19 protein-coding genes and 1 other RNA gene are annotated in these 21,656 nt (G+C 59.7%); 7 read left to right on the top strand and 13 right to left on the bottom strand.

Annotated features, from left to right (window positions below; genetic code table 11):
- Positions 1-25: 25 nt before the first annotated feature.
- The 3 genes from ACA073_RS21185 to ACA073_RS21195 are packed head-to-tail and all read right to left on the bottom strand — an operon-like array spanning position 26 to position 1,416.
- Entirely contained in the window at positions 26-241 is a 216-nt protein-coding gene (locus tag ACA073_RS21185; RefSeq protein ID WP_497399255.1) for a DUF1289 domain-containing protein, read from the bottom strand.
- A complete protein-coding gene (locus ACA073_RS21190) occupies positions 238-762 on the bottom strand; it encodes a gamma carbonic anhydrase family protein (protein WP_095138284.1) in 525 nt (174 codons plus the stop codon). The genes ACA073_RS21185 and ACA073_RS21190 overlap by 4 nt, the downstream gene beginning before the upstream one ends.
- A gap of 54 nt (positions 763-816) precedes the next feature.
- Positions 817-1,416 carry a CoA pyrophosphatase gene (locus ACA073_RS21195; protein WP_497399258.1) on the bottom strand — a complete coding sequence of 200 codons (600 nt, stop codon included), beginning with the start codon at positions 1,414-1,416 and terminating at the stop codon, positions 817-819.
- A gap of 146 nt (positions 1,417-1,562) precedes the next feature.
- Here ACA073_RS21195 and ACA073_RS21200 point away from each other — a divergent pair, with 146 nt between their 5' ends.
- A complete protein-coding gene (locus ACA073_RS21200) occupies positions 1,563-2,114 on the top strand; it encodes an NUDIX hydrolase (protein ID WP_497399260.1) in 552 nt (183 codons plus the stop codon).
- Between the two features lie 95 nt (positions 2,115-2,209).
- Complete coding sequence (locus tag ACA073_RS21205; protein WP_497399262.1) at positions 2,210-2,713, top strand: L,D-transpeptidase family protein; 504 nt, start codon at positions 2,210-2,212, stop codon at positions 2,711-2,713.
- A gap of 186 nt (positions 2,714-2,899) precedes the next feature.
- Here ACA073_RS21205 and ACA073_RS21210 read toward each other — a convergent pair whose 3' ends face one another.
- Together ACA073_RS21210 and purL are read right to left on the bottom strand one after the other, a co-directional pair.
- On the bottom strand, positions 2,900-3,211 hold the full coding sequence (locus ACA073_RS21210) for an NGG1p interacting factor NIF3 (RefSeq protein WP_497399264.1): 312 nt from the start codon (positions 3,209-3,211) through the stop codon (positions 2,900-2,902).
- A gap of 5 nt (positions 3,212-3,216) precedes the next feature.
- On the bottom strand, positions 3,217-7,113 hold the full coding sequence (gene purL / locus ACA073_RS21215) for a phosphoribosylformylglycinamidine synthase (RefSeq protein WP_497399266.1): 3,897 nt from the start codon (positions 7,111-7,113) through the stop codon (positions 3,217-3,219).
- Between the two features lie 274 nt (positions 7,114-7,387).
- Between purL and mltF the strand changes: the two genes are divergently transcribed.
- Positions 7,388-8,848: a membrane-bound lytic murein transglycosylase MltF gene (gene mltF, locus ACA073_RS21220; RefSeq protein WP_497399268.1), complete on the top strand. Its 1,461-nt coding sequence runs from the start codon at positions 7,388-7,390 to the stop codon at positions 8,846-8,848.
- 125 nt (positions 8,849-8,973) lie between these two features.
- Here mltF and pdxJ read toward each other — a convergent pair whose 3' ends face one another.
- The 8 genes from pdxJ to lptF all read right to left on the bottom strand — a co-directional run bounded on the left by pdxJ (position 8,974) and on the right by lptF (position 17,400).
- A complete protein-coding gene (pdxJ, locus tag ACA073_RS21225; protein WP_497399270.1) occupies positions 8,974-9,717 on the bottom strand; it encodes a pyridoxine 5'-phosphate synthase in 744 nt (247 codons plus the stop codon).
- A gap of 49 nt (positions 9,718-9,766) precedes the next feature.
- On the bottom strand, positions 9,767-10,456 hold the full coding sequence (gene recO, locus ACA073_RS21230) for a DNA repair protein RecO (protein WP_497399272.1): 690 nt from the start codon (positions 10,454-10,456) through the stop codon (positions 9,767-9,769).
- 170 nt (positions 10,457-10,626) lie between these two features.
- The gene (gene era / locus ACA073_RS21235; RefSeq protein WP_008026691.1) at positions 10,627-11,529 is read right to left on the bottom strand and encodes a GTPase Era; all 903 of its coding nucleotides are present in this window, start codon (positions 11,527-11,529) and stop codon (positions 10,627-10,629) included.
- A complete protein-coding gene (gene rnc / locus ACA073_RS21240) occupies positions 11,522-12,211 on the bottom strand; it encodes a ribonuclease III (RefSeq protein ID WP_017340629.1) in 690 nt (229 codons plus the stop codon). Before rnc ends, era begins: the two co-directional genes overlap by 8 nt.
- Before the next feature lie 184 nt (positions 12,212-12,395).
- Complete coding sequence (lepB, locus tag ACA073_RS21245) at positions 12,396-13,250, bottom strand: signal peptidase I (protein WP_497399275.1); 855 nt, start codon at positions 13,248-13,250, stop codon at positions 12,396-12,398.
- Between the two features lie 5 nt (positions 13,251-13,255).
- Positions 13,256-15,055 carry a translation elongation factor 4 gene (lepA, locus tag ACA073_RS21250; protein ID WP_497399277.1) on the bottom strand — a complete coding sequence of 600 codons (1,800 nt, stop codon included), beginning with the start codon at positions 15,053-15,055 and terminating at the stop codon, positions 13,256-13,258.
- Positions 15,056-15,227: 172 nt separating this feature from the next.
- Complete coding sequence (gene lptG / locus ACA073_RS21255; protein WP_497399279.1) at positions 15,228-16,289, bottom strand: LPS export ABC transporter permease LptG; 1,062 nt, start codon at positions 16,287-16,289, stop codon at positions 15,228-15,230.
- Positions 16,282-17,400: an LPS export ABC transporter permease LptF gene (lptF, locus tag ACA073_RS21260; protein ID WP_497399281.1), complete on the bottom strand. Its 1,119-nt coding sequence runs from the start codon at positions 17,398-17,400 to the stop codon at positions 16,282-16,284. The genes lptG and lptF overlap by 8 nt, the downstream gene beginning before the upstream one ends.
- 454 nt (positions 17,401-17,854) lie before the next feature.
- On the opposite strand from lptF, the gene ACA073_RS21265 reads away from it, so the two are divergent.
- The 4 genes from ACA073_RS21265 (at position 17,855) to ssrA (ending at position 21,203) form a co-directional block, all read left to right on the top strand.
- Complete coding sequence (locus ACA073_RS21265) at positions 17,855-19,345, top strand: leucyl aminopeptidase (RefSeq protein WP_497399283.1); 1,491 nt, start codon at positions 17,855-17,857, stop codon at positions 19,343-19,345.
- A gap of 164 nt (positions 19,346-19,509) precedes the next feature.
- Positions 19,510-19,938 carry a DNA polymerase III subunit chi gene (locus tag ACA073_RS21270; RefSeq protein ID WP_497399285.1) on the top strand — a complete coding sequence of 143 codons (429 nt, stop codon included), beginning with the start codon at positions 19,510-19,512 and terminating at the stop codon, positions 19,936-19,938.
- A gap of 8 nt (positions 19,939-19,946) precedes the next feature.
- On the top strand, positions 19,947-20,336 hold the full coding sequence (locus ACA073_RS21275) for a DNA polymerase III subunit chi (protein WP_497399287.1): 390 nt from the start codon (positions 19,947-19,949) through the stop codon (positions 20,334-20,336).
- Positions 20,337-20,797: 461 nt separating this feature from the next.
- Positions 20,798-21,203: a transfer-messenger RNA gene (gene ssrA / locus ACA073_RS21280) on the top strand.
- Positions 21,204-21,656 lie beyond the last annotated feature (453 nt).

Below are 21,656 nucleotides of genomic sequence, written 5' to 3' on the forward strand. Positions count from 1 at the left end.
AAGCTCGCTCCTACAGGGAAAGCAATCAACTGTCGGACTTGCTACCGATCATCCAGATCAACCCACTCGATTTGGCCCGCTCATGACACAACCCCAACACCTTGCGCCGCTCTTCATTGTCCATCCGGCTCCAGCGCGTGATTTCTTCCACCGTGCGCTGGCACCCGGTGCAAATGTCATCGTCGTCCAGCGCACAGATATTCACGCAGGGCGATCGCACCGGGCGTTCGGGCGTGTTCATTCTTCCTGCTCGACCAGATCGCGGGCATAACGCTGCGAGTTATGCACATAGTGCGCAGCGCTGGCCTCCAGCATCTTCTTTTGTGCCTCGGTCAACTCACGAACAACCTTGCCCGGCGAGCCCATGACCAGCGAACCATCCGGAATTTCCTTGCCTTCGCCGATCAGCGAGTTGGCGCCGATGATGCAGTTCTTGCCAATCTTCGCACCGTTGAGAATCACCGCGTTAATGCCGATCAGGCTGTAATCGCCGACGGTGCAGCCGTGAAGCATGGCGTTGTGGCCGATGGTCACGCCAGTGCCGATGGTCAGCGGGTAGCCCATGTCGGTGTGCATCACGGTGCCGTCCTGGACGTTGCTGTTCTTGCCGATCAGGATCAATTCGTTGTCGCCACGCAGCACCGCGTTGAACCAGACGTTGGCGCCCTCTTCCAGTTTGACCTTGCCCACCAGCACGGCGTTGGGGGCGACCCAGCTCTGCGGATGGGTCTCGACACGGGCGTCGCCCAGGCGGTATTTCATCGTGTTGTCCTCAGGCTCAGGCAGCCGCGGTTTCACGCCATACGAACGATGGCTTCAGGTGTTGATAAAACTCTTGGGAGGCTGATGAAGGCTGATCCTGGCGTCATAGAGCAGGTTGATCAACTCGACGATCATGATCGCCGTCAGGCCCCAGATCTTGTATTCGCCATAACGATAACTCGGCACGTACCAGCTATGCCCTTGGTAATCGATGCGATGGGTATGTTCGCGCGGGTCCTTGCGGAAGAACTCCAGGGGCACGCTGAACACGGCGGCGATCTCGGCATCGTTGGCCCGGTACTCGACGAAATCCGGAATCACGCCGACATAAGGCGTGACCTTGATGCCGTGCAGGGAGATCAGCGGGCTCAGCGGTCCGATCACTTCGACCAGTCCCGGTGGCAGGCCGATTTCTTCTTCGGCTTCGCGCAGCGCGGTGAAAATCAGGTCCGGGTCTTCCGGGTCGCGGCGTCCGCCGGGGAAGGCAACTTCGCCGCCATGGGTCGAGAGCCCGCTGGCGCGCAGGGTGAGAACCAGTTCCGGTTCATCACTGCGAGTGATGGGCACCAGTACCGCGGCCTCAGGGAAACGCGTGTCGGTTTCCAGTGTGCGTGGGGTGTGGTTACTTACTCGATGCAGTAGCTCGTCCAGCATGAGTCTTCTCGATTTATTCTCTACTTCGCATCATGCACCAATCACACCCACCGCCCAACCCCCGAACTGCCGCGTGTCGCGAAACGACAACTTGCCGACAGACACCGCCGCACGCCAAGATAGGCGCAGCATTCAGGAACCCAAGCATGAAATTTTGCAGTCAGTGCGGCAACCCGGTGACACAACGCATTCCGGAAGGTGATTCGCGTCTGCGTTTCGTCTGTGACAGCTGTCACGCGATCCACTACCAGAACCCCAATATCGTCGCCGGCTGCGTGGCGACCTGGGGCTCGAAAGTGTTGCTGTGCCGACGCGCCATCGAGCCACGGCTCGGTTACTGGACCCTGCCCGCCGGTTTCATGGAGAACGGCGAAACCATCGAGCAGGCGGCCATTCGCGAAACAGCTGAAGAAGCCTGTGCGCGGGTGCGCAACCTGAGCATCTATACGTTGATCGACGTGCCGCACATCAGTCAGGTGCATGTGTTCTTTCGCGCCGAGCTGGTGGACCTGGATTTTTCCGCCGGCCCCGAGAGCCTGGAAGTGGCACTTTTCGACGAAGCCGACATCCCGTGGTCCGACCTGGCTTTCCGCACGGTGGGCCGTACCTTAGAATGCTTCTTCGCTGACCGGCGGACCGAGGTCTACCCTGTGCGGTCCGAGTCGATCCCGCCGCTTGCTCAGCCTGTCATTATCTGATTTCAATCGGAACCTGCGCAGACGTTAAAAGATCGCAGCCTGCGGCAGCTCCTACCCATAAAATAGCCGCGACACCTTTCAGGGATATCGTTTCAATGCGCTGGTTGCTTGCCGTGTTTTGCTTGTCGTTCGTTGCCCTGTCACAGGCTTCCGTTGCGGAAACCCTGGACGGCAAAGTCATCGAAAAAGTCCTGGTTCTCAAGTCCACCCATCAATTGCAATTGATCAACGACGGCAAGCCGCTCAAGACCTATCGCATTTCCCTGGGCAAACGCCCCAAGGGGCCGAAACTGATGGAGGGCGACAAACGCACGCCGGAAGGTTTCTACTGGATTGACTGGCGCAAGACCAGCGACCGTTTCAACCTGGCGATGCACATTTCCTACCCGAACATCAGCGACTCCGCCCGCGCCCGCCGTGAAGGCGTCGCGCCTGGCAGCATGATCATGATCCACGGCACGCCGGACACCGAAGACACCCCTGAGGACCTGTTCCATACCCTGGACTGGACCGACGGCTGCATCGCCATGCGCAATATGGACATGCGTGAAATCTGGAACCTGGTGCCGGACGGCACGATGATCGAAATCCGCCCGTAGCCCGCAAAGGTTTGGAACGTTGGCGTCGGATAGTCCGCCTTCGCGAGCAAGCCCGCTCCCACATTGGATCCGTGTACGATACAGAACCAGTGTGGGAGCGGGCTTGCTCGCGAAGAGGCCCGCCCAGGCAATAAAAAACCCGCTGACGAAATCAGCGGGTTTTTTCATTTCAGCAGCCTGGAAAGATCAAAAATCCTCCAACCGCCACACCTCATAAGCCGGCGTCTCATAGGGATGGCTGAGTTTCAACGCGGCCACCACGGCCACGATTAACTCATCCGCCACCACCAGCTCAACCTTCCATTCCTCAACCTGTTCGACCTGCCCCGCTTCGCCAATGAACGGCTGACTGCCGTCCAGTGGACGAAACTGGCCCCGGCCCAACACCTGCCACGCGCAATGATCGTAAGCCCCGATCCGCCCACCACCGGCAGCGAACACAGCGCTCTTGACCACCTCGACATGGCTGGTCGGAACAAAAAAGCTGAGCTTGTACACGACGCTTAGTTAACCCACACGCGAGCGTTACGGAACATACGCATCCAAGGTGCGTCTTCGTTCCAGTCTTCCGAACGCCACGAGTTCTGCACGGCGCGGAACACACGTTCCGGGTGCGGCATCATGATCGTTACGCGACCGTCGCGGCTGGTCAAACCGGTGATCCCGCGCGGCGAGCCGTTCGGGTTGGCCGGGTAGCTTTCGGTGACCTTGCCGTGGTTGTCGACGAAACGCATTGCCACGCAACCCGACAGATCGGCTTCCAGCAGCGCCTCTTCGCTTTCGAACTCGGCATGACCTTCACCGTGTGCGATGGCGATCGGCATGCGCGAACCGGCCATGCCCTGCAGGAAGATCGAGTTCGACTCCTGGACCTGAACCATTGCCACGCGGGCTTCGAACTGCTCGGAACGGTTACGCACGAAGTGCGGCCAGAACTCGCTGCCCGGGATCAGCTCGTGCAGGTTGGACATCATCTGGCAACCGTTGCACACGCCGAGGGTGAAGCTGTCGTTGCGTTCGAAGAAGCCCTGGAAGGCATCGCGAGCACGGCTGTTGAACAGCGCGGACTTGGCCCAGCCTTCACCGGCACCCAACACGTCGCCGTAGGAGAAACCGCCGCAGGCCACCAGGCCTTTGAACTCGTTCAGGTCGACACGGCCGGCCAGAATGTCGCTCATGTGCACGTCGATCGCGTTGAAACCGGCGCGGTCGAACGCGGCCGCCATTTCCACCTGGCCGTTGACGCCCTGCTCGCGCAGCACGGCAACCTGTGGGCGGATGCCTTTCTTGATGTAAGGCGCGGCGACGTCCTGGTTGACGTCGTAGCTCAGCTTGACGCTCAGGCCCGGGTTGTCTTCTTCCAGCAGCACGTCGAACTCTTGTTCGGCGCAGTCGGCGTTATCGCGCAGACGCTGGATCTGGTAGCTGGTTTCAGCCCACTGACGTTGCAACAGACGACGCTGACCTTCGAAAACAGTGTCACCGTTAAAGGTGATGTTGATCTCGCCGTTGTTCATCGGCTGACCGATCACCGACACGCAGTCGCCCAGGCCAGCAGCGCTGAACTGCGCGAGGATGTCCGGGGTGGCGTCCTGACGAACCTGAATCACGGCGCCCAGTTCTTCGTTGAACAGGATCGCGGCGATGTCGGCGGAGGTTTCCGCCAGGCCGTCGAGGTTCAGGCTCAGACCGCAGTGGCCGGCGAAGGCCATTTCCACAACGCTGGTCAACAGACCACCGTCGGAACGGTCGTGGTAAGCCAGCAGGTGACCGTCGGCGTTGAGGCCCTGGATCACGGCGAAGAAGGCCTTGAGGTCTTCGGAATCGTCAACGTCCGGCGCTTGCGAACCGAGCTTGCCGTGAACCTGAGCGAGGATCGAAGCGCCCATGCGGTTCTGGCCACGGCCCAGATCGATCAGGATCAGGTCGGTGGTGCCCTTGTCCATGCGCAGTTCCGGGGTCAGGGTCTGACGGATGTCAGCCACTGGCGCGAAACCGGTCACGATCAGGGACATCGGCGAGGTGACAGTCTTGTCTTCGCCGTTGTCGTTCCAGCGCGTGGCCATGGACATTGAGTCCTTGCCCACCGGAATGGTGATGCCCAGCTCAGGGCACAGTTCCATGCCGACCGCTTTCACGGTGTCGTACAGACGCGCGTCTTCACCCGGGTGGCCGGCGGCGGACATCCAGTTCGCCGACAGTTTGATGTCGGAGATCTTGTTGATGCGCGAAGCGGCGATGTTGGTCAGGGTTTCGCCGATGGCCATGCGGCCCGACGCCGGAGCGTCCAGCAGAGCCAGCGGAGTACGCTCGCCCATGGCCATGGCTTCACCGGTGTAGACGTCGAAGCTGGTGGCGGTGACGGCAACGTCGGCCACCGGAACCTGCCACGGACCGACCATTTGATCACGGGCCACGAGGCCGGTGATGGTGCGGTCGCCGATGGTGATCAGGAAGCTTTTGCTCGCCACGGCCGGGTGATGCAGAACGCGTTCGACGCAGTCGGCAATTTCCAGCGTGCTCGGATCGAAATCGTCGCCCAGTTCGTTTTCGCGAACGGCCGAACGGTGCATGCGCGGGGCTTTGCCCAGCAGCACTTCCAGCGGCATGTCGACCGGGCTGTTGCCGAAGTGGCTGTCGGTAACAGTCAGCTGCGGCTCGGCAGTGGCTTCGCCGACCACGGCAAACGGGCAACGCTCACGTTCGCAGATCGCCTGGAAGCGTTCGAAGTCCGCCGGGCCAACCGCCAGAACGTAACGTTCCTGGGATTCGTTACTCCAGATTTCGTGCGGGGCCATGCCCGGCTCGTCGTTTGGAATGTTGCGCAGTTCGAAGCGACCGCCACGGTTGCCGTCGTTCACCAGTTCCGGGAAGGCGTTGGACAGACCGCCCGCGCCGACGTCGTGGATGAAGCTGATCGGGTTTTTGTCGCCCAGTTGCCAGCAACGGTCGATCACTTCCTGGCAGCGACGTTCCATCTCAGGGTTTTCGCGCTGTACGGAAGCGAAGTCCAGGTCAGCCGAGCTGGTGCCGGTGGCCATGGAGGAAGCCGCGCCGCCGCCCAGACCGATCAACATCGCCGGGCCGCCGAGCACGATCAGCTTGGAGCCGACGGTGATTTCGCCTTTCTGTACGTGTTCGGCACGGATGTTACCCATGCCGCCGGCCAGCATGATCGGCTTGTGGTAACCACGAACTTCGTCGCCACGCGGGGTGGTGATCGACTGTTCGAAGGTACGGAAGTAACCGGTCAGGGCCGGACGGCCGAATTCGTTGTTGAACGCGGCGCCACCCAGTGGGCCTTCGATCATGATGTCCAGCGCCGTGACGATGCGCTCAGGCTTGCCGTACGGCACTTCCCACGGCTGTTCGAAGCCAGGGATCTGCAGGTTCGATACGGTGAAACCGGTCAGGCCAGCCTTTGGCTTGGCGCCGCGACCGGTAGCGCCTTCGTCGCGAATCTCGCCACCGGAACCGGTGGATGCGCCCGGGAACGGGGCAATCGCGGTCGGGTGGTTGTGGGTCTCGACTTTCATCAGGATGTGCACCGGTTCCTGCACCGCGCCGTACTGGCGGGTTTCAGGGTCCGGGAAGAAACGGCCGGCGACGTTACCGACGATCACCGAAGCGTTGTCCTTATAAGCGGACAGAACGCCTTCGCTGTGCATCTGGTAAGTGTTCTTGATCATGCCGAACAGGCTTTTTTCCTGGCTCTGACCGTCGATGTCCCAACTGGCGTTGAAGATCTTGTGACGGCAGTGCTCGGAGTTCGCCTGGGCGAACATCATCAGTTCGATGTCGTGGGGATTGCGCTTCAAACCAACGAAGGCGTTGACCAGGTAGTCGATCTCGTCTTCGGCCAGGGCCAGGCCCAGCTCGGTGTTGGCTTTTTCCAGCGCGGCGCGGCCGCCACCCAGCACGTCGATCGCGGTCAGCGGCTTCGGCTCGGCGTGGCTGAACAGGCCGGCGGCCTGTTCGAGGTTGCCCAATACGATCTGGGTCATGCGGTCGTGCAGCGCATCGGAGATCAGCTGCGCGTCGGCGTCGCTGAACTGGCCGGCCACGTAGAACGCGATACCGCGCTCCAGGCGCTGGATCTTGCTCAGGCCGCAATTGCGAGCGATGTCGCTGGCTTTACTGGACCACGGCGAGATGGTGCCGAAACGCGGCAACACCAGGAACAGGCGACCGGTCGGCTCTTGTACCGGAACGCTTGGACCGTACTTCAGAAGGCGCGCGAGCACCTGCTGTTCGTCGCCGGTCAGGACGCCGGTCACTTCGGCGAAGTGAGCGAATTCAGCATACAGGCCGCTGACAGCCGGGACCTTCTGGCTCAGTTGCTCAAGGAGTTTGCTGTGGCGAAAGGCAGAAAGGGCAGGAGCGCCGCGCAGGATCAACATCTTCGGGACAGCCTCGGGAAGGGGTGTGCTTTGAGGCCGTGCATTCTAGCCTAAACAGCCCGCGACATCACCCGAAACGGTACGCATGGCCGTACCCGAACGTCGGGCCGGGTATTTGCGCCTGAAACAGCGCTTCGCAGGGGGTTATTTTTACTGTCATAAATTGTCGTTCGGGCCCATTCCTGCGGGCTCCAGAGCGGTTTCCAACTCCCTAGCAGACAAGGCCTTCGCTGTCGAGATATGGCGCTCGTGGTCCTTTGCGTATACTGCGCAAATGTTTTCCCCAACGGCTTTGCGTCCGCGGTACGCCAAATGGCTGATCGCAACCGGACTCTTCCTGGTGCTCAGTGGCTGTGTTGATAAACCCAACACGCTGGAGCGCGTAAAGGAGGATGGCGTGCTGCGGGTGGTTACCCGAAACAGCCCCGCCACCTACTTTCAGGATCGCAACGGTGAAACCGGCTTCGAATACGAGCTGGTGAAGCGCTTCGCCGACGATCTGGGGGTCGAACTCAAGATTGAAACCGCCGACAACCTCGACGACCTGTTCAATCAGGTGGGCAAGCCCAACGGGCCGGTGATCGCTGCGGCCGGCCTGGTCAGCAGCGAAGCGCGCAAGAAGCAGGTGCGGTTTTCCCACGCCTACCTGGAAGTCACCCCGCAGATCATCTATCGCAACGGCCAATCGCGGCCGACCGATGCAAAAGATCTGGTCGGCAAAAAGATCATGGTGCTCAAGGGCAGCACCCACGCCGAGCAATTGGCGCAGCTGAAACGGAAATTTCCCGGCATCGAATACGAAGAGTCCGACGCGGTTGAAGTCGTCGACCTGCTGCGCATGGTGGATGAAGGCCAGATCGATCTGACGTTGGTCGACTCCAACGAAGTGGCGATGAACCAGGTCTACTTCACCAACATTCGGGTCGCCTTTGACCTGGGTGACGCCAGCAACCAGAGCTGGGCGGTGGCGGCCGGCGACGACAACAGCTTGCTTAACGAGATCAACGACTATCTCGACAAGGTCAAGAAAAATGGCACCTTGCAACGCCTGAAAGACCGCTATTACGGGCACGTCGATGTGCTCGGCTACATGGGTGCCACCACCTTCGCCCAGCACTTGCAGCAACGGCTGCCCAAGTACGAGCCGCACTTCAAGGCCTATGCCAAGCAAGAGAAAGTCGACTGGCGCCTGCTGGCGGCGGTCGGTTATCAGGAATCCCTCTGGCAACCGGCTGTCACGTCGAAGACCGGCGTCCGCGGCCTGATGATGCTGACCCAGAACACCGCGCAGGCCATGGGCGTGTCCAATCGCCTGGACCCCAAACAAAGCATCATGGGCGGCGCCAAGTACCTGGCCTACATGAAGGAACAGCTGGACGAATCGATCCAGGAACCGGACCGCACCTGGTTTGCACTGGCGGCCTACAACGTCGGCAGCGGTCACCTGGACGACGCGCGCAAACTGGCGGCCAAGGAAGGGCTGAACCCGGACAAGTGGCTGGACGTGAAGAAGATCCTGCCGCGCCTGTCCGAGAAGAAGTGGTACAGCAAAACCCGCTACGGCTACGCCCGCGGCGGCGAGCCGGTGCATTTCGTGGCGAACATCCGTCGCTACTACGACATCCTGACGTGGGTAACGCAGCCGCAGCTTGAGGGTAATCAGGTCGCCGAGGGCAATCTGCATGTGCCGGGGGTCGACAAGACCAAACCGAGCCAGGAAACCCCGCAGCTTTAATGTCACCCCCAAATCAATTGTGGGAGCGGGCTTGCTCGCGAATGCGGTGTATCAGTCGACATCAACTTTGACTGACACAACGCATTCGCGAGCAAGCCCGCTCCCACATTTTGGTTTTGTTCGACTTAGGGTTTTGCTGCGGCCAGGATCAAAGCTTTCATCTCCGACACCGCCGACTTGAACCCGACAAACAACGCATGCGCCACCAGCGCATGGCCGATGTTCAGTTCGTTGATGCCCTTGATCGCCGCAACCGCCTCTACGTTGTGATAGTGCAAACCATGGCCGGCATTGACGATCAGCCCCTGGGCCAGGCCAAACGCCACGCCATCCGCCACACGCTTCAGCTCTTCAGCCACGTCCGTTGGCGTCTCGGCGTCCGCATAACGACCGGTGTGCAATTCAATCGCCGGGGCGCCGACGCGGCGGGACGCTTCGATCTGCCGCTCGTCTGCATCGATGAAAAGCGAGACTTCGCAACCGATCTTCGCCAGGCGATCCACCGCTGCCTTGATCCGCGCCTCCTGCCCCGCCACGTCCAGGCCGCCTTCGGTGGTCAGCTCCTGACGGGTTTCCGGGACCAGGCAAATGTGCGCCGGATGGATGTGTTCGGCGAACGCCATCATTTCTTCGGTGACGCCCATTTCGAAGTTCATGCGGGTTTGCAGCACATCCTTGAGCACCAGAACATCGCGTTCCTGGATGTGTCGACGGTCTTCGCGAAGGTGCACGGTGATACCGTCAGCGCCCGCCTCTTCCGCGTCCAGTGCGGCCTTGACCGGATCGGGATAGCGAGTGCCCCGGGCCTGACGCAGGGTGGCAACGTGGTCGATGTTCACGCCAAGAAGAATGCGATTGCTGGTGGTCACGGAAGCGCTCCAGAAGAAGAGAAAGTTCGGTGCACAGCATACGGGGTGATCAGGGCTTGCGAAACAACTCGCGACTGACCAAGGGACGACCGCCCAAGTGAACGGCCAATGCCTGGCGCATCAAACGCTTGGCGGCGGACAACGCGCCGGGGGCTGACCAGTCGGCGTCGGCCATGGCCAGCAACTCGGTGCCGTTGAACAAACCGGGTTGCAGCAGGTAAACCTGTTCCAGACCGGCGTCCACTTGCAAACGATAGAGACCGTTCGGGGCGATGGGTTCGCCGTGGATGTCGGTAGTCAGGGCGAAACCGTAACCGAGATCGTCGAGCAAGCGCCATTCGAAGGAACGCAACAACGGCTCCAGCGGACGGCCTTCGGCCAGCGCAAGCAACGTCGCGGCGTAGTGATCGAAGACTGCGGGATGGGGGTCTTCTGATGGCAACAGGCGAATCAGTAGCTCATTGAGGTAAAGACCGCTGAACAGCGCTTCGCCGTTGAGCCAGGTGGAAACGCCGGCACTTTCCATGCGGCCGACATTCTTCAACTCCCCACGCCCCCGGAACTCGACTTCCAGCGGTACGAACGGCCGCGCGAGCGTCCCCGCCTTGCCCCGCGCACTGCGCAACACCGCCCGCAGCCGACCTTGCGGCGTGAGGAAATCCACCAAAGCGCTGTTTTCGCGGTAGGCGCGGGAGTGGAGGACGTACGCGGGTTGGCCGATGGGTGGGGTTGAGGACATGGGCGTCGAGTATCTCTATAGGGAGAATACAGCCAGTGAAAACAGAGCTATCCAATGTGGGAGCGGGCTTGCTCGCGAAGGCGGTGTATCAGTCAAAGTTGATGTCGACTGACACATTGCATTCGCGAGCAAGCCCGCTCCCACAGTGGATCGATGTGCTGCTGGATGATTTACAGGTCGCCGTAACCCAGCGAACGCAAGGCGCGCTCGTCGTCGGACCAGCCGCCCTTAACCTTGACCCAAAGGTTGAGCATGATCTTGGAGTCGAACAGCAGCTCCATATCCTTGCGCGCCTCGGTGCCGATGCGCTTGATGCGCTCGCCCTTGTCGCCAATGATGATTTTCTTCTGGCCATCGCGCTCGACGAGGATCAAGGCATGGATGTGCAGGGTTTTGCCCTGCTGCTTGAACTCTTCGATTTCCACGGTGATCTGGTACGGCAGCTCGGCGCCCAGCTGGCGCATGATTTTCTCGCGCACCAGTTCGGCGGCGAGGAAGCGGCTGCTGCGGTCGGTGATCTGGTCTTCCGGGAAGAAGTGATCGTTTTCCGGCAGGTGCTCGGCGATCACACGCTCCAGCGTGTCGAGGTTGTGCCCGTGCTGAGCCGAGATCGGCATGATCTGCGCGTTCGGCAGCTGTTCCTGCAACCAGGTCAGGTGCGGCATCAGCTCGGCTTTGTCTTCGATGCGGTCGGTCTTGTTCAGCGCCACGATCAGCGGGCCGGTCACGTACTGGACGCGCTCGAGAACCATTTGGTCTTCGTCGGTCCACTTGGTGCGATCCACCACGAAGATCACCACGTCGACGTCTTTCAACGCCGCCGAAGCGGTCTTGTTCATGTAGCGGTTCAAGGCCTTTTCGCCGCCCTTGTGCATGCCCGGGGTGTCGACGTAGATCGCCTGAACGGCGCCTTCGGTCTTGATGCCCAGCATGTTGTGGCGGGTGGTTTGCGGCTTGCGCGAGGTGATCGCCAGCTTCTGGCCGAGGATGTGGTTCAGCAGCGTGGACTTGCCCACGTTGGGACGGCCAACGATGGCAACATAGCCACAGCGTGTTGCGGTTGAATCAGTCATTGCCATTCTCCACACCCAGGGCAATCAGTGCTGCGGCGGCCGCTACCTGTTCGGCAATACGACGACTCACACCCTGACCTCGGCTTTTTTCGTTCAGTAAGGTGATTTCACATTCGACGAAGAACGTCCGGCAATGCGGCTCACCCTGGATATCCACCACTTCGTAACGCGGCAGCTCACAACCACGCGATTGCAGAAATTCCTGCAAGCGGGTTTTTGGATCTTTGTTGGTGTCGACCAGCGTCAGGCCTTCGAACTCTCCGGCCAGCCAGGCCAGCACGCGCTCGCGCGCCACGTCCATGCCGGCGTCCAGGTAGATCGCACCGATCAGCGCTTCCAGGGCATCGGCCAGAATCGACTCGCGACGGAAACCGCCGCTTTTCAACTCGCCGGAACCCAGACGCAAGTATTCGCCCAGATCGAAACCGCGAGCCAGTACAGCCAGGGTCTCACCTTTCACCAGGCGTGCGCGCAATCGCGACAACTGGCCTTCGCGGGCCAGCGGGAAGCGATCGAACAAGGCCTCGCCAGCGACGAAGTTGAGAATGGCATCACCCAGGAATTCCAGGCGTTCGTTGTTGCGCCCGGCAAAGCTGCGGTGAGTCAGGGCCAGGACCATCAGTTCCTGATCCTTGAAGGTGTAGCCGAGCTGACGCTCTAGACGGCTTAAGGAGACGCTCACGGTTTACCCACGCTGAGTTCGTGGCTGAATTCCACCGCCATCGCCGTGGTGCGGCGCAGGCTTGGGACAATTAACGCTGTGTTCAAAAATTACGTCCTGAATATCATTGTTTTCATGCGTCTGGCGCCGATTGTGCCGGTTCCAGAAATGCATTCGGCGCTGTGTTCAACAGCGCCGTGTGTGATTACTTGATCAGGCCAACCCGCGAGAAATTCGGCAGGTGACTGAGTTTGGGTTCCGGCCAGCTCATCCAGACTGCGAAGGCCTTGCCGACGATATTCTTGTCGGGAACCATGCCCAGCAGATCCTTGGGAATGCTCGGATCATCCCAGTAGCGACTGTCGTTCGAATTGTCGCGGTTGTCGCCCATCATGAAGTAGTGCCCGGCAGGCACGGTCCACGTATGGTCCGGCGAGGCGCGATAGCGGGTCATTTCCTTGCGGATCAGGTGCTCGGCGACGCCGAGTTTTTCCTTGTAGAGCTCGGCGCTGCCCAGCGTACCCGGCTCGGAACCGATCAGTTGCTCGGCAATCGACTGACCGTTGACGAACAGACGCTTGTCGGCGGTGTAGCGAATCTGGTCGCCCGGCAAGCCGACCACACGCTTGATGTAGTTGACGTTCGGATCGCTTGGGTAGCGGAACACCATCACGTCGCCGCGTTGCGGATCACCGACTTCGATGACTTTCTTGTCGATCACCGGCAGGCGGATCCCGTAAGAAAACTTGTTCACCAGAATGAAGTCGCCAACATCCAGGGTCGGTTTCATCGAGCCGGAAGGGATCTGGAACGGCTCCAACAGGAACGAACGCAGCACCAGCACGATGAACAACACCGGGAAGAACGACTTGCCGTATTCGACCAGCAACGGCTCTTTGTTCAGTTTTTCGACCACCACCCCATCAGGCTGGCTGACGCTGCCCTGATAGGAGGCAATGGCGGCACGCCGACGCGGCGCCAGGAAAACCAGATCGAGCAACGCCAACAGGCCGCAGACGAACACGGCGATGACCAGCAACAGCGGGAAATTTAGTGACATAGGACCTAACTATCCAACCTGAGCACTGCAAGGAAGGCTTCTTGTGGAATTTCCACGTTGCCGACTTGCTTCATGCGTTTCTTACCGGCCTTCTGCTTTTCCAACAGCTTGCGCTTACGGCTAACGTCACCGCCGTAGCATTTGGCCAATACGTTCTTTCTGAGTGCCTTGACCGAAGTCCGCGCAATGATCTGCCCGCCGATGGCGGCCTGGATCGCAACGTCGAACATCTGCCGTGGAATCAGTTCTTTCATCTTCTCGGTCAACTGGCGACCTTTGTAGTGCGCATTATCGCGGTGCACGATCAGCGCCAGGGCGTCGACCTTGTCACCGTTGATCAGCACATCCAGTTTCACCAGATTAGCCGATTGATAACGATCGAAATGGTAATCCAGCGAAGCGTAGCCGCGGCTGGTGGATTTCAGTCGATCGAAGAAGTCCAGGACCACTTCGTTCATCGGCAAATCGTAGGTCACCTGGACCTGAGTACCGAGGAACAGCATGTCGTGCTGCACGCCACGCTTCTCGATGCACAGGGTAATAACGTTGCCCAGGTGCTCTTGCGGCACAAGGATATTGGCCCGCACGATCGGTTCACGCATGTCTTCGATCGAAGACAGGTCTGGAAGCTTCGACGGGTTATCGACGTAAATCGTTTCGCCGGTTTTCAGCAACAGCTCGAAAATTACCGTCGGTGCCGTGGTGATCAGGTCCAGGTCGTACTCGCGCTCCAGGCGCTCCTGGATGATTTCCATGTGCAGCATGCCGAGGAACCCGCAACGGAAGCCGAAGCCCAGGGCGTCGGAGCTTTCCGGTGTGTACTGCAGGGACGAGTCGTTGAGCGTGAGCTTTTGCAGGGCTTCGCGGAAATCTTCGAAGTCGTCGGAGCTGACCGGGAACAGACCGGCGTAGACCTGCGGCTGAATGCGCTTGAAGCCGGGTAGCACGTCAACGTCCGGTGTGGAGCTCAAGGTCAGGGTGTCACCGACCGGTGCACCGTGAATGTCCTTGATACCGGCAATGATGAAGCCTACTTCGCCGGCCTTCAGGTCAACGGTGGCGGTGTGTTTCGGGTTGAAAACGCCGACGCTGTCCACCAGGTGGATCTTGCCGGTGGACTTGACCAGAATCTTGTCGCCCTTCTTCACACGACCGTGGCGCACGCGTACCAGGGAAACGACGCCCAGGTAGTTGTCGAACCAGGAGTCGATGATCAATGCTTGCAGCGGATCTTCATAGTTGCCGGTTGGCGCAGGAATGGTCTGCACCAGGCGCTCGAGCACTTCGTCGACGCCCAGACCGGTCTTGGCACTGCACTCGACAGCGTCGGTAGCGTCAATGCCGATGATTTTTTCGATTTCTTCTTTGACACGGTCCGGATCGGCCTGTGGCAGGTCGATCTTGTTCAGGACCGGCATCACTTCCAGGCCCTGCTCGATGGCCGTGTAGCAGTTGGCAACCGATTGTGCTTCTACGCCCTGACCGGCATCGACCACCAGCAACGCACCTTCACAGGCCGCCAGCGACCGGCTGACTTCGTAGGTGAAGTCAACGTGGCCCGGGGTGTCAATGAAGTTGAGCTGGTACTTGATGCCATCGCGAGCGGTGTAATACAGGGTGACGCTGTGGGCCTTGATGGTGATCCCGCGCTCACGTTCCAGGTCCATGGAGTCCAGCACCTGGGCTTCCATTTCGCGCTCGGCCAGGCCGCCGCACATCTGGATGAAGCGATCGGCCAGCGTCGACTTGCCATGGTCAATGTGGGCGATGATGGAGAAATTGCGGATATGACTCAAATCACTCACGGATCAACACTCAAAAAGGCTGCAGGCATAGCCCGCCGAAAAATAGCCGGGAATTGTACCTGATCCACGGCGCAAGCGTCACGTTCGCAGGTCAGACGGCACCTACAAAAAACGCCCCGGTCTTGCGACAGGGGCGTTTTTTATCAGCGACGAGGTCGGGAAATACCCGATATCAACCGGCCCGGCGCAGTAACCAGACCCCGGCCAGAGCGCACACACCCGCCGGCACCAGCACCGCAAACAGCGGCGAGAAACCGAACACCAGGCTTGAAGGTCCCAGCAGATCCTGGACGATGCGGAAGGTGAAACCCACCAGCACGCCAGTGAAAACCCGCTGACCGAGGGTGACCGAACGCAGCGGACCGAAGATGAAGGAGATTGCCATCAGTACCAGCGCGGCAGTGACCAGCGGTTGCAACACCTTGACCCAAAATGCCAGCCAGTAACGGCCATTGTTCAGCCCCTGATCCGCCAGGTAGTGGATATAACCCCACAGACCGGTGATCGACAACGAATCCGGCGACATCACCACGGTGCTGAGCAACTGCGGGCTCAGCGCCACGTTCCAGCGCTCGACCGGCGCCGTCACCACTTCGGTGCTCTTGTCATGGAACAGCGTGGTCGTGACATCGCTCAACTGCCAGTGATCCTTATCGAACTCCGCACGCTTGGCGAAGCTCGAGGACAGCATGTGACGCTGATCGTCGAAGCGATAACGGGTCACGCCGTACAGCAGACCGTTGGGCTGCACCGAGTTGACGTGGATGAACTCGTCACCCTGACGGTGCCACAGGCCATGCTTGGCACTTTGCGCATCGCCACTGCCCTGAGCCAGCGAGCGATTGGCCTGCGCCGTGCTTTCAGTCGCCGGCGCGATGTACTCGCCGATCAACAGACCGACCAGCATCAGCACCAACATCGGCTTCATCACCGCCCAGACGATCCGCCCGACCGACACGCCTGCTGCGCGCATGATGGTCAGTTCGCTGTGGCTGGCCAGACTGCCGAGGCCGATCAGGCAACCGATCAGCGCCGCCATCGGCAACATGTCGTAGAGACGGCGCGGCGCCGTCAGCAGCACGTAACTCAACACATCGACCAAGGTGTAGGTGTCACTGACCTCCCCCATCTCGTCGATGAAGGCAAACAGTGTGGCCAGACCGAGAATGATCCCCAGTACCGCCAGGATCGCGATGAAAACGCTGCTGCCGATGTAGCGATCGAGCTTAACCACGGGCCACCTCCAGCGCGCTGCGGCGACTTGCCCGCTTCAACTGCAAGGGTTCCCAGTAGAGCAGGCCCAGACCGATGACCAGGAAAACCCCATGCACCCACCACAGGCCCAGCGCGGGCGGGATCTTGCCCTTTTCGAGGGCGCCGCGAGCGGCAATCAGGATGCTCAGGTAAGCCATATAAAGAAGAATCGCCGGCAGCAGCTTGAGGAAACGGCCCTGGCGCGGATTGACCCGCGACAGCGGCACCGCCATCAAGGTCACGATGAAGACCAGCAACGGCAACGACAGACGCCATTGCAGTTCGGTGCGGGAACGGAGGTCGTCGCTGCCGAGCAAGGAGCTGGTAGGCATCGCGTCGCGGTCGGTGACTTCGTCGCTGACATCCGGCTTCGGCAGCAATACGCCGTACTCTTCGTACTTGATTGCACGGTAGTCGGCCTGTCCCGGGTTGCCGTCGTAGCGATAGCCATTGTCGAGAATCAGGTAGCGGTTACCGTCGGGGCGGATTTCCTGACGGCCCTTCTCGGCCACCAGCACGGAAATCCCGCGATCCTTCTTGTCGGACGAGACGTTCTTTTGCGAAATGAACACGCCGCCGAGGTGGATGCGGTCATCCGACAGCGTCTCGGTGTAGGTCACCCGGGTTCCGTCACGCAGGGCCTGGAAGCGACCCGGCTCAAGGGTATCGAACTCGGTCAGGGCGTCCTGCTTGTTCAGCAGCAACTGGAACTGATTGGCGCCTTGTGGCGCCAGGCTCAGGCTCAGCCAGGCCACAATCAGCGCAACCAGCGTGGCCGGAAACAGCGTCATGGTGAACAGACGCTGCTGGCTCATGCCGGTGGCCGACAGCACTGTCATTTCGCTTTCAAGGTACAGGCGACCGTAAGCCAGCAAAATCCCGAGGAACAGGCCCAGCGGCAGGATCAGCTGCAGGAAGCCCGGCAGACGAAAGCCCATGATCAGGAACAGCGAGCCCGGGTCCAGAAGGCCTGCTGCCGCCTGGGCGAGGTACTTGATGAAGCGCCCGCTCATGATGATGACCAGCAGCACGGCGCTGACGGCGCTCAAGGTCAACAGGACTTCGCGGGACAGATAACGGAAGACAATCAAACCAGACACTCCAGGGTTGTCAGGCTAAGGCGGCCAAACAAGCAAACGTATCAGGCAGCCCGCAAGACAGAGCCGCCGAAAAAAGTTGGCGCATTATCCTGTGATTGGGTGCGCCTGTCACTGCGCAATGCGGTGCGCACCCTCGCCCTCAACGATAACGAACAATGTTGCGGCGTACCCTTTGTAGGAGCGAGCTTGCTCGCGATGGTCGTCAACGATCACGCGGGAAGCCTGACACCCCACGGTGTTCTCGGGTTCCTCGCGAGCGAGCTCGCTCCTACAGAGTCCGTCGGCACGACATTGTAGAGCCGAGGGTTGTCAGGCGCCGGTAGCGAGGTTCAAACTGCGGCCTTTGTCGCAGGCCGTGACTTGCGTCTTACTACTTATTTATAAGCAGGCTCGATCGAATGCCATCGAGCCCTTGCGTGTTGACCATCAATTCAGGTACCCGGACATGGAACTGGTTGTAAAAAGCGTTAACCCAGAAACGTTGAAAACCGCCACGCTGGTGGTCGCCGTCGGCGAAGGCCGCAAGCTCGGTGCCGTTGCCAAACAACTCGACGAACTGAGCGGCGGCGCAATCAGCGCTGTACTCAAGCGCGGCGACCTGGCTGGCAAGGTTGGCCAGAGCCTGTTGCTGCACAGCCTGCCGAACCTGAAAGCCGAACGCGTGCTGCTCGTGGGCGTGGGCAAGGACGAAGAGCTGGGCGACCGCCCGTTCCGCAAAATCATCGCCGGCGTCGTCAACACCCTTAAAGGCCTGGGCGGCAGCGATGCCGTGCTGGCGCTGGACGAAGTCGTGGTCAAGGGTCGCGACAGCTACGGCAAAACCCGTCTGCTGGCGGAAACCCTGGTGGACGGCGAATACTCTTTCGAGCAGTTCAAGAGCCAGAAAGCCGATCCTCGCGCCCTGAAGAAAGTCACGCTGGTGACCATCAAGGCCGCCCAGGCTGAAGTCGAGCGCGCCGTGGCACACGCTACTGCTATCGCCAACGGCATGGCGTTTACCCGCGATCTGGGCAACCTGCCGCCGAACATCTGCCACCCGACGTTCCTCGGCGAACAAGCGAAGAACCTCGGTAAAGAATTCAAAACCCTGAAAGTCGAAGTCCTTGATGAGAAGAAGATCAAGGAACTGGGCATGGGCTCGTTCTACGCCGTTGGCCAGGGCAGCGCCCAGCCGCCGCGTCTGATCGTCATGCAATACAACGGTGGCAAGAAATCCGAAAAGCCGTACGCTCTGGTCGGCAAAGGCATCACCTTCGACACCGGCGGCATCAGCCTGAAGCCGGGCGCCGGCATGGATGAAATGAAGTACGACATGGGCGGCGCCGCCAGCGTCTTCGGTACCCTGCGCGCCGTGCTCGAACTGAAACTGCCGATCAACCTGGTGTGCATCCTCGCCTGCGCCGAGAACATGCCGAGCGGCAACGCTTCGCGTCCTGGCGACATCGTCACCACCATGAGCGGCCAGACCGTGGAAATCCTCAACACCGACGCCGAAGGCCGTCTGGTGCTGTGCGACGCCCTGACCTACTCCGAGCGTTTCAAGCCACAAGCCGTGATCGACATCGCGACCCTGACCGGCGCCTGCGTGGTTGCACTGGGCTCCCACACGTCGGGCCTGCTGGGCAACAACGACGAACTGATCGGCCAACTGCTGAGCGCCGGCAAGGCTGCCGACGACCGCGCCTGGCAACTGCCGCTGTTCGATGAATATCAAGAACAGCTGGACAGCCCGTTCGCCGACATCGCCAACATCGGTGGCCCGAAAGCCGGCACCATCACCGCCGCCTGCTTCCTGTCGCGCTTCACCAAGAACCTGAACTGGGCGCACCTGGACATCGCCGGCACGGCATGGACCAGCGGCGGCAAGGACAAGGGCGCCACTGGCCGTCCGGTTCCCCTGCTGACCCAATACCTGCTGGACCGCGCCAAAGCCTAAACATCAACTCACTGCCTACTGTAGGAGCGAGCTTGCTCGCGAAAAACTCAAGATCGCCGCGATTAACCAGGTTTCCCGCGTCATCGTTGACGACCTTCGCGAGCCAGCTCGCTCCTACAGATTCCGGAGACGTTGTATATCCGCTCCGGATTCCAGGAACCGCAATGACCAAAGTCGACTTCTATATCCTGCCCAGCGCCGATCCTTCGGCACGGCTGGATTTCGCCTGCAAGCTCACCGAAAAAGCCTGGCGCATGGGCCATCGCATCTACTTGCATTGCAGCGATGCCGCTCAGCGTGACGATCTCGATGCGCGTCTGTGGGCCTTCAAAGGCGAAAGCTTCGTGCCCCACGGTCCCGCTGAAAGCGAACCTGACGGTTTGATCGTGCTGGGTCTCGGCGATGACTGCGGTCAACATCAGGATCTGCTGGTCAACCTTGACCTGAAAGTCCCGGCGTTTGCCAACAAGTTCGCCCGCGTGGCGGAAGTGGTGGTCGAGGATCCGGCGATACGCACGGCGGCGCGGGAGAGTTTCCGTTTCTACCGCGAACAGGGCTATCCTCTGCAAGATCACCGTTTACAGCGACTCTGAGCATTCCGATGGACACTCCAAAACCGCTGCAAAAGTCCGCGCTCCTGCTGGACGACCTCGAGTCGATCCGCCAGTTGCTCGGCGATGACAACCTGCAACCGCCCCTGCTGACCCACACGGTCGAGGACGGAGACCAGGAACAGATTCCGATGTTGTTCGACACGGTCAGCGCGTCTCAGCCAACCGTCGAACCGACACCACCCGCCGCTGCCACCCCGTCAGCAGCTACCCCCGGCAAGAACCCCGACGACCTGCTGCACCTGGACCGCGAACTGCGCGCCGCTGCGCAATTGATCATGCAAGACGTGATCGACGATTTCGCCCCGCACATCGAAACCGAAATCAAACGCCGCCTCAGCGCGCGGCTGGAACGGTTGTTGAGCCAGTACAACGACTGAACCACCTGTGAGAGATTCCATATTTGCCCCCCCCAAATATGGAATCTGGCTATCGGTATTGGCATTCCTGATCGCGCACGATTGGGGAACCTGCAAAATTACGCTCGCCAATTTGCCTTTTTCCAATAGGCGGCAGAAGTTGAGTTCGCCGCTTCATCGGGAATCCCGATCCAGCCCCCCCGAAAACTTGCGCTGAAGGATGTTCTCATAACGTGCATCTTCCACCGCCGGGTCGCTGTAACCCGTATTGAGGTGGGTATTCCACCAAACCTGAAAGTCTTTTTCAGAGTTCACTTTGGAAAATAAACCCCCTACACAACAATTCTAATTAATAGTTTATTTCTCCGAGCAATTACCGCACACACCAACTAAATACTTTCAAAAAACGCTCAACCACCCACAAATAAACCTGTTGATTATTTATCCAGGCCTTCTTATATTTGCCCTGCCTTAGCGCACTTGGGGCCGATTAGGATTCGACGTCGGTAACAAAACTTTAGGGGCATGCCGAGTGGGTAACAGCACTCGTAAATCCACTGCTGCATACTTAATAGTTGCCAAATTCGCCAACTACGGTGCTCCTGAAATGAACGCTTCCTCCTTTGAGGAAAAGATCTACGCTTAAGCACTTCTGGCTGCCTCGGCGCCAGCAATCAGTAGGGGATTTCTGTAAACCCGACCTGATTGTCATACAGAACAGAATCGCCGCGTAGTGTGCTGTGGACGTAACGGCTAAATATTACACAGCTCGCCCCAAGCACCCTGCCCCTCGGGTCGCGACGGGTTAACTTAATTGAACGGGCTAAGCATGTAGAACCGACAGCGGAGTACTGGCGGACGGGGGTTCAAATCCCCCCGGCTCCACCAAATGAAGTAAGTACTTCACCAGTTTGCTGACAAAACGTCATTGGCAGCAAAACAAGTCACCTGGAGAGGTGACCGCCAGATCATCAGAAGTGATGATCGATTTAAAGCCACCCTGAGGGGTGGCTTTTTTTTTGGATTATTTACCGCAATCGAGGAAATACAGAAATAAATTCGCCGACATGATTGATGATGTACGCATTAGCAATGCACATTAACAAACAGACTTACTTATGCCCGATGTAATTACCTACTTTTTCTATTTCTTGAGGGATTGTCTGCCGTCTCGATCAAGCCTGATGGCGATACTCTACAGACCCATCTGACGCCCGGAGCTATCTGCCTCCTTTCCAGTGATTGATGTCAAAAGGATGTTCCGACAAATCCCCTCGCCACAAAAGCTGGTTTGCACATTCGCTCCGCGCCTGTCCGCCCTCGCTCGCCCTGCGCCCCATG

The organism is Pseudomonas sp. LBUM1670, from assembly GCF_059695695.1.

Bases quoted from the DNA above. Each gene is read 5' to 3' on its own strand.
- ACA073_RS21205 (WP_497399262.1), top strand. From the start codon at position 2,210: ATGCGCTGGTTGCTTGCCGTGTTTTGCTTGTCGTTCGTTGCCCTGTCA.
- era (WP_008026691.1), bottom strand. From the start codon at position 11,529: ATGACTGATTCAACCGCAACACGCTGTGGCTATGTTGCCATCGTTGGC.
- ACA073_RS21185 (WP_497399255.1), bottom strand. From the start codon at position 241: ATGAACACGCCCGAACGCCCGGTGCGATCGCCCTGCGTGAATATCTGT.
- ACA073_RS21270 (WP_497399285.1), top strand. From the start codon at position 19,510: ATGACCAAAGTCGACTTCTATATCCTGCCCAGCGCCGATCCTTCGGCA.
- ACA073_RS21195 (WP_497399258.1), bottom strand. From the start codon at position 1,416: ATGCTGGACGAGCTACTGCATCGAGTAAGTAACCACACCCCACGCACA.
- ACA073_RS21190 (WP_095138284.1), bottom strand. From the start codon at position 762: ATGAAATACCGCCTGGGCGACGCCCGTGTCGAGACCCATCCGCAGAGC.
- ACA073_RS21265 (WP_497399283.1), top strand. From the start codon at position 17,855: ATGGAACTGGTTGTAAAAAGCGTTAACCCAGAAACGTTGAAAACCGCC.
- lepB (WP_497399275.1), bottom strand. From the start codon at position 13,250: ATGTCACTAAATTTCCCGCTGTTGCTGGTCATCGCCGTGTTCGTCTGC.
- mltF (WP_497399268.1), top strand. From the start codon at position 7,388: ATGTTTTCCCCAACGGCTTTGCGTCCGCGGTACGCCAAATGGCTGATC.
- purL (WP_497399266.1), bottom strand. From the start codon at position 7,113: ATGTTGATCCTGCGCGGCGCTCCTGCCCTTTCTGCCTTTCGCCACAGC.
- recO (WP_497399272.1), bottom strand. From the start codon at position 10,456: ATGTCCTCAACCCCACCCATCGGCCAACCCGCGTACGTCCTCCACTCC.
- ACA073_RS21275 (WP_497399287.1), top strand. From the start codon at position 19,947: ATGGACACTCCAAAACCGCTGCAAAAGTCCGCGCTCCTGCTGGACGAC.
- ACA073_RS21200 (WP_497399260.1), top strand. From the start codon at position 1,563: ATGAAATTTTGCAGTCAGTGCGGCAACCCGGTGACACAACGCATTCCG.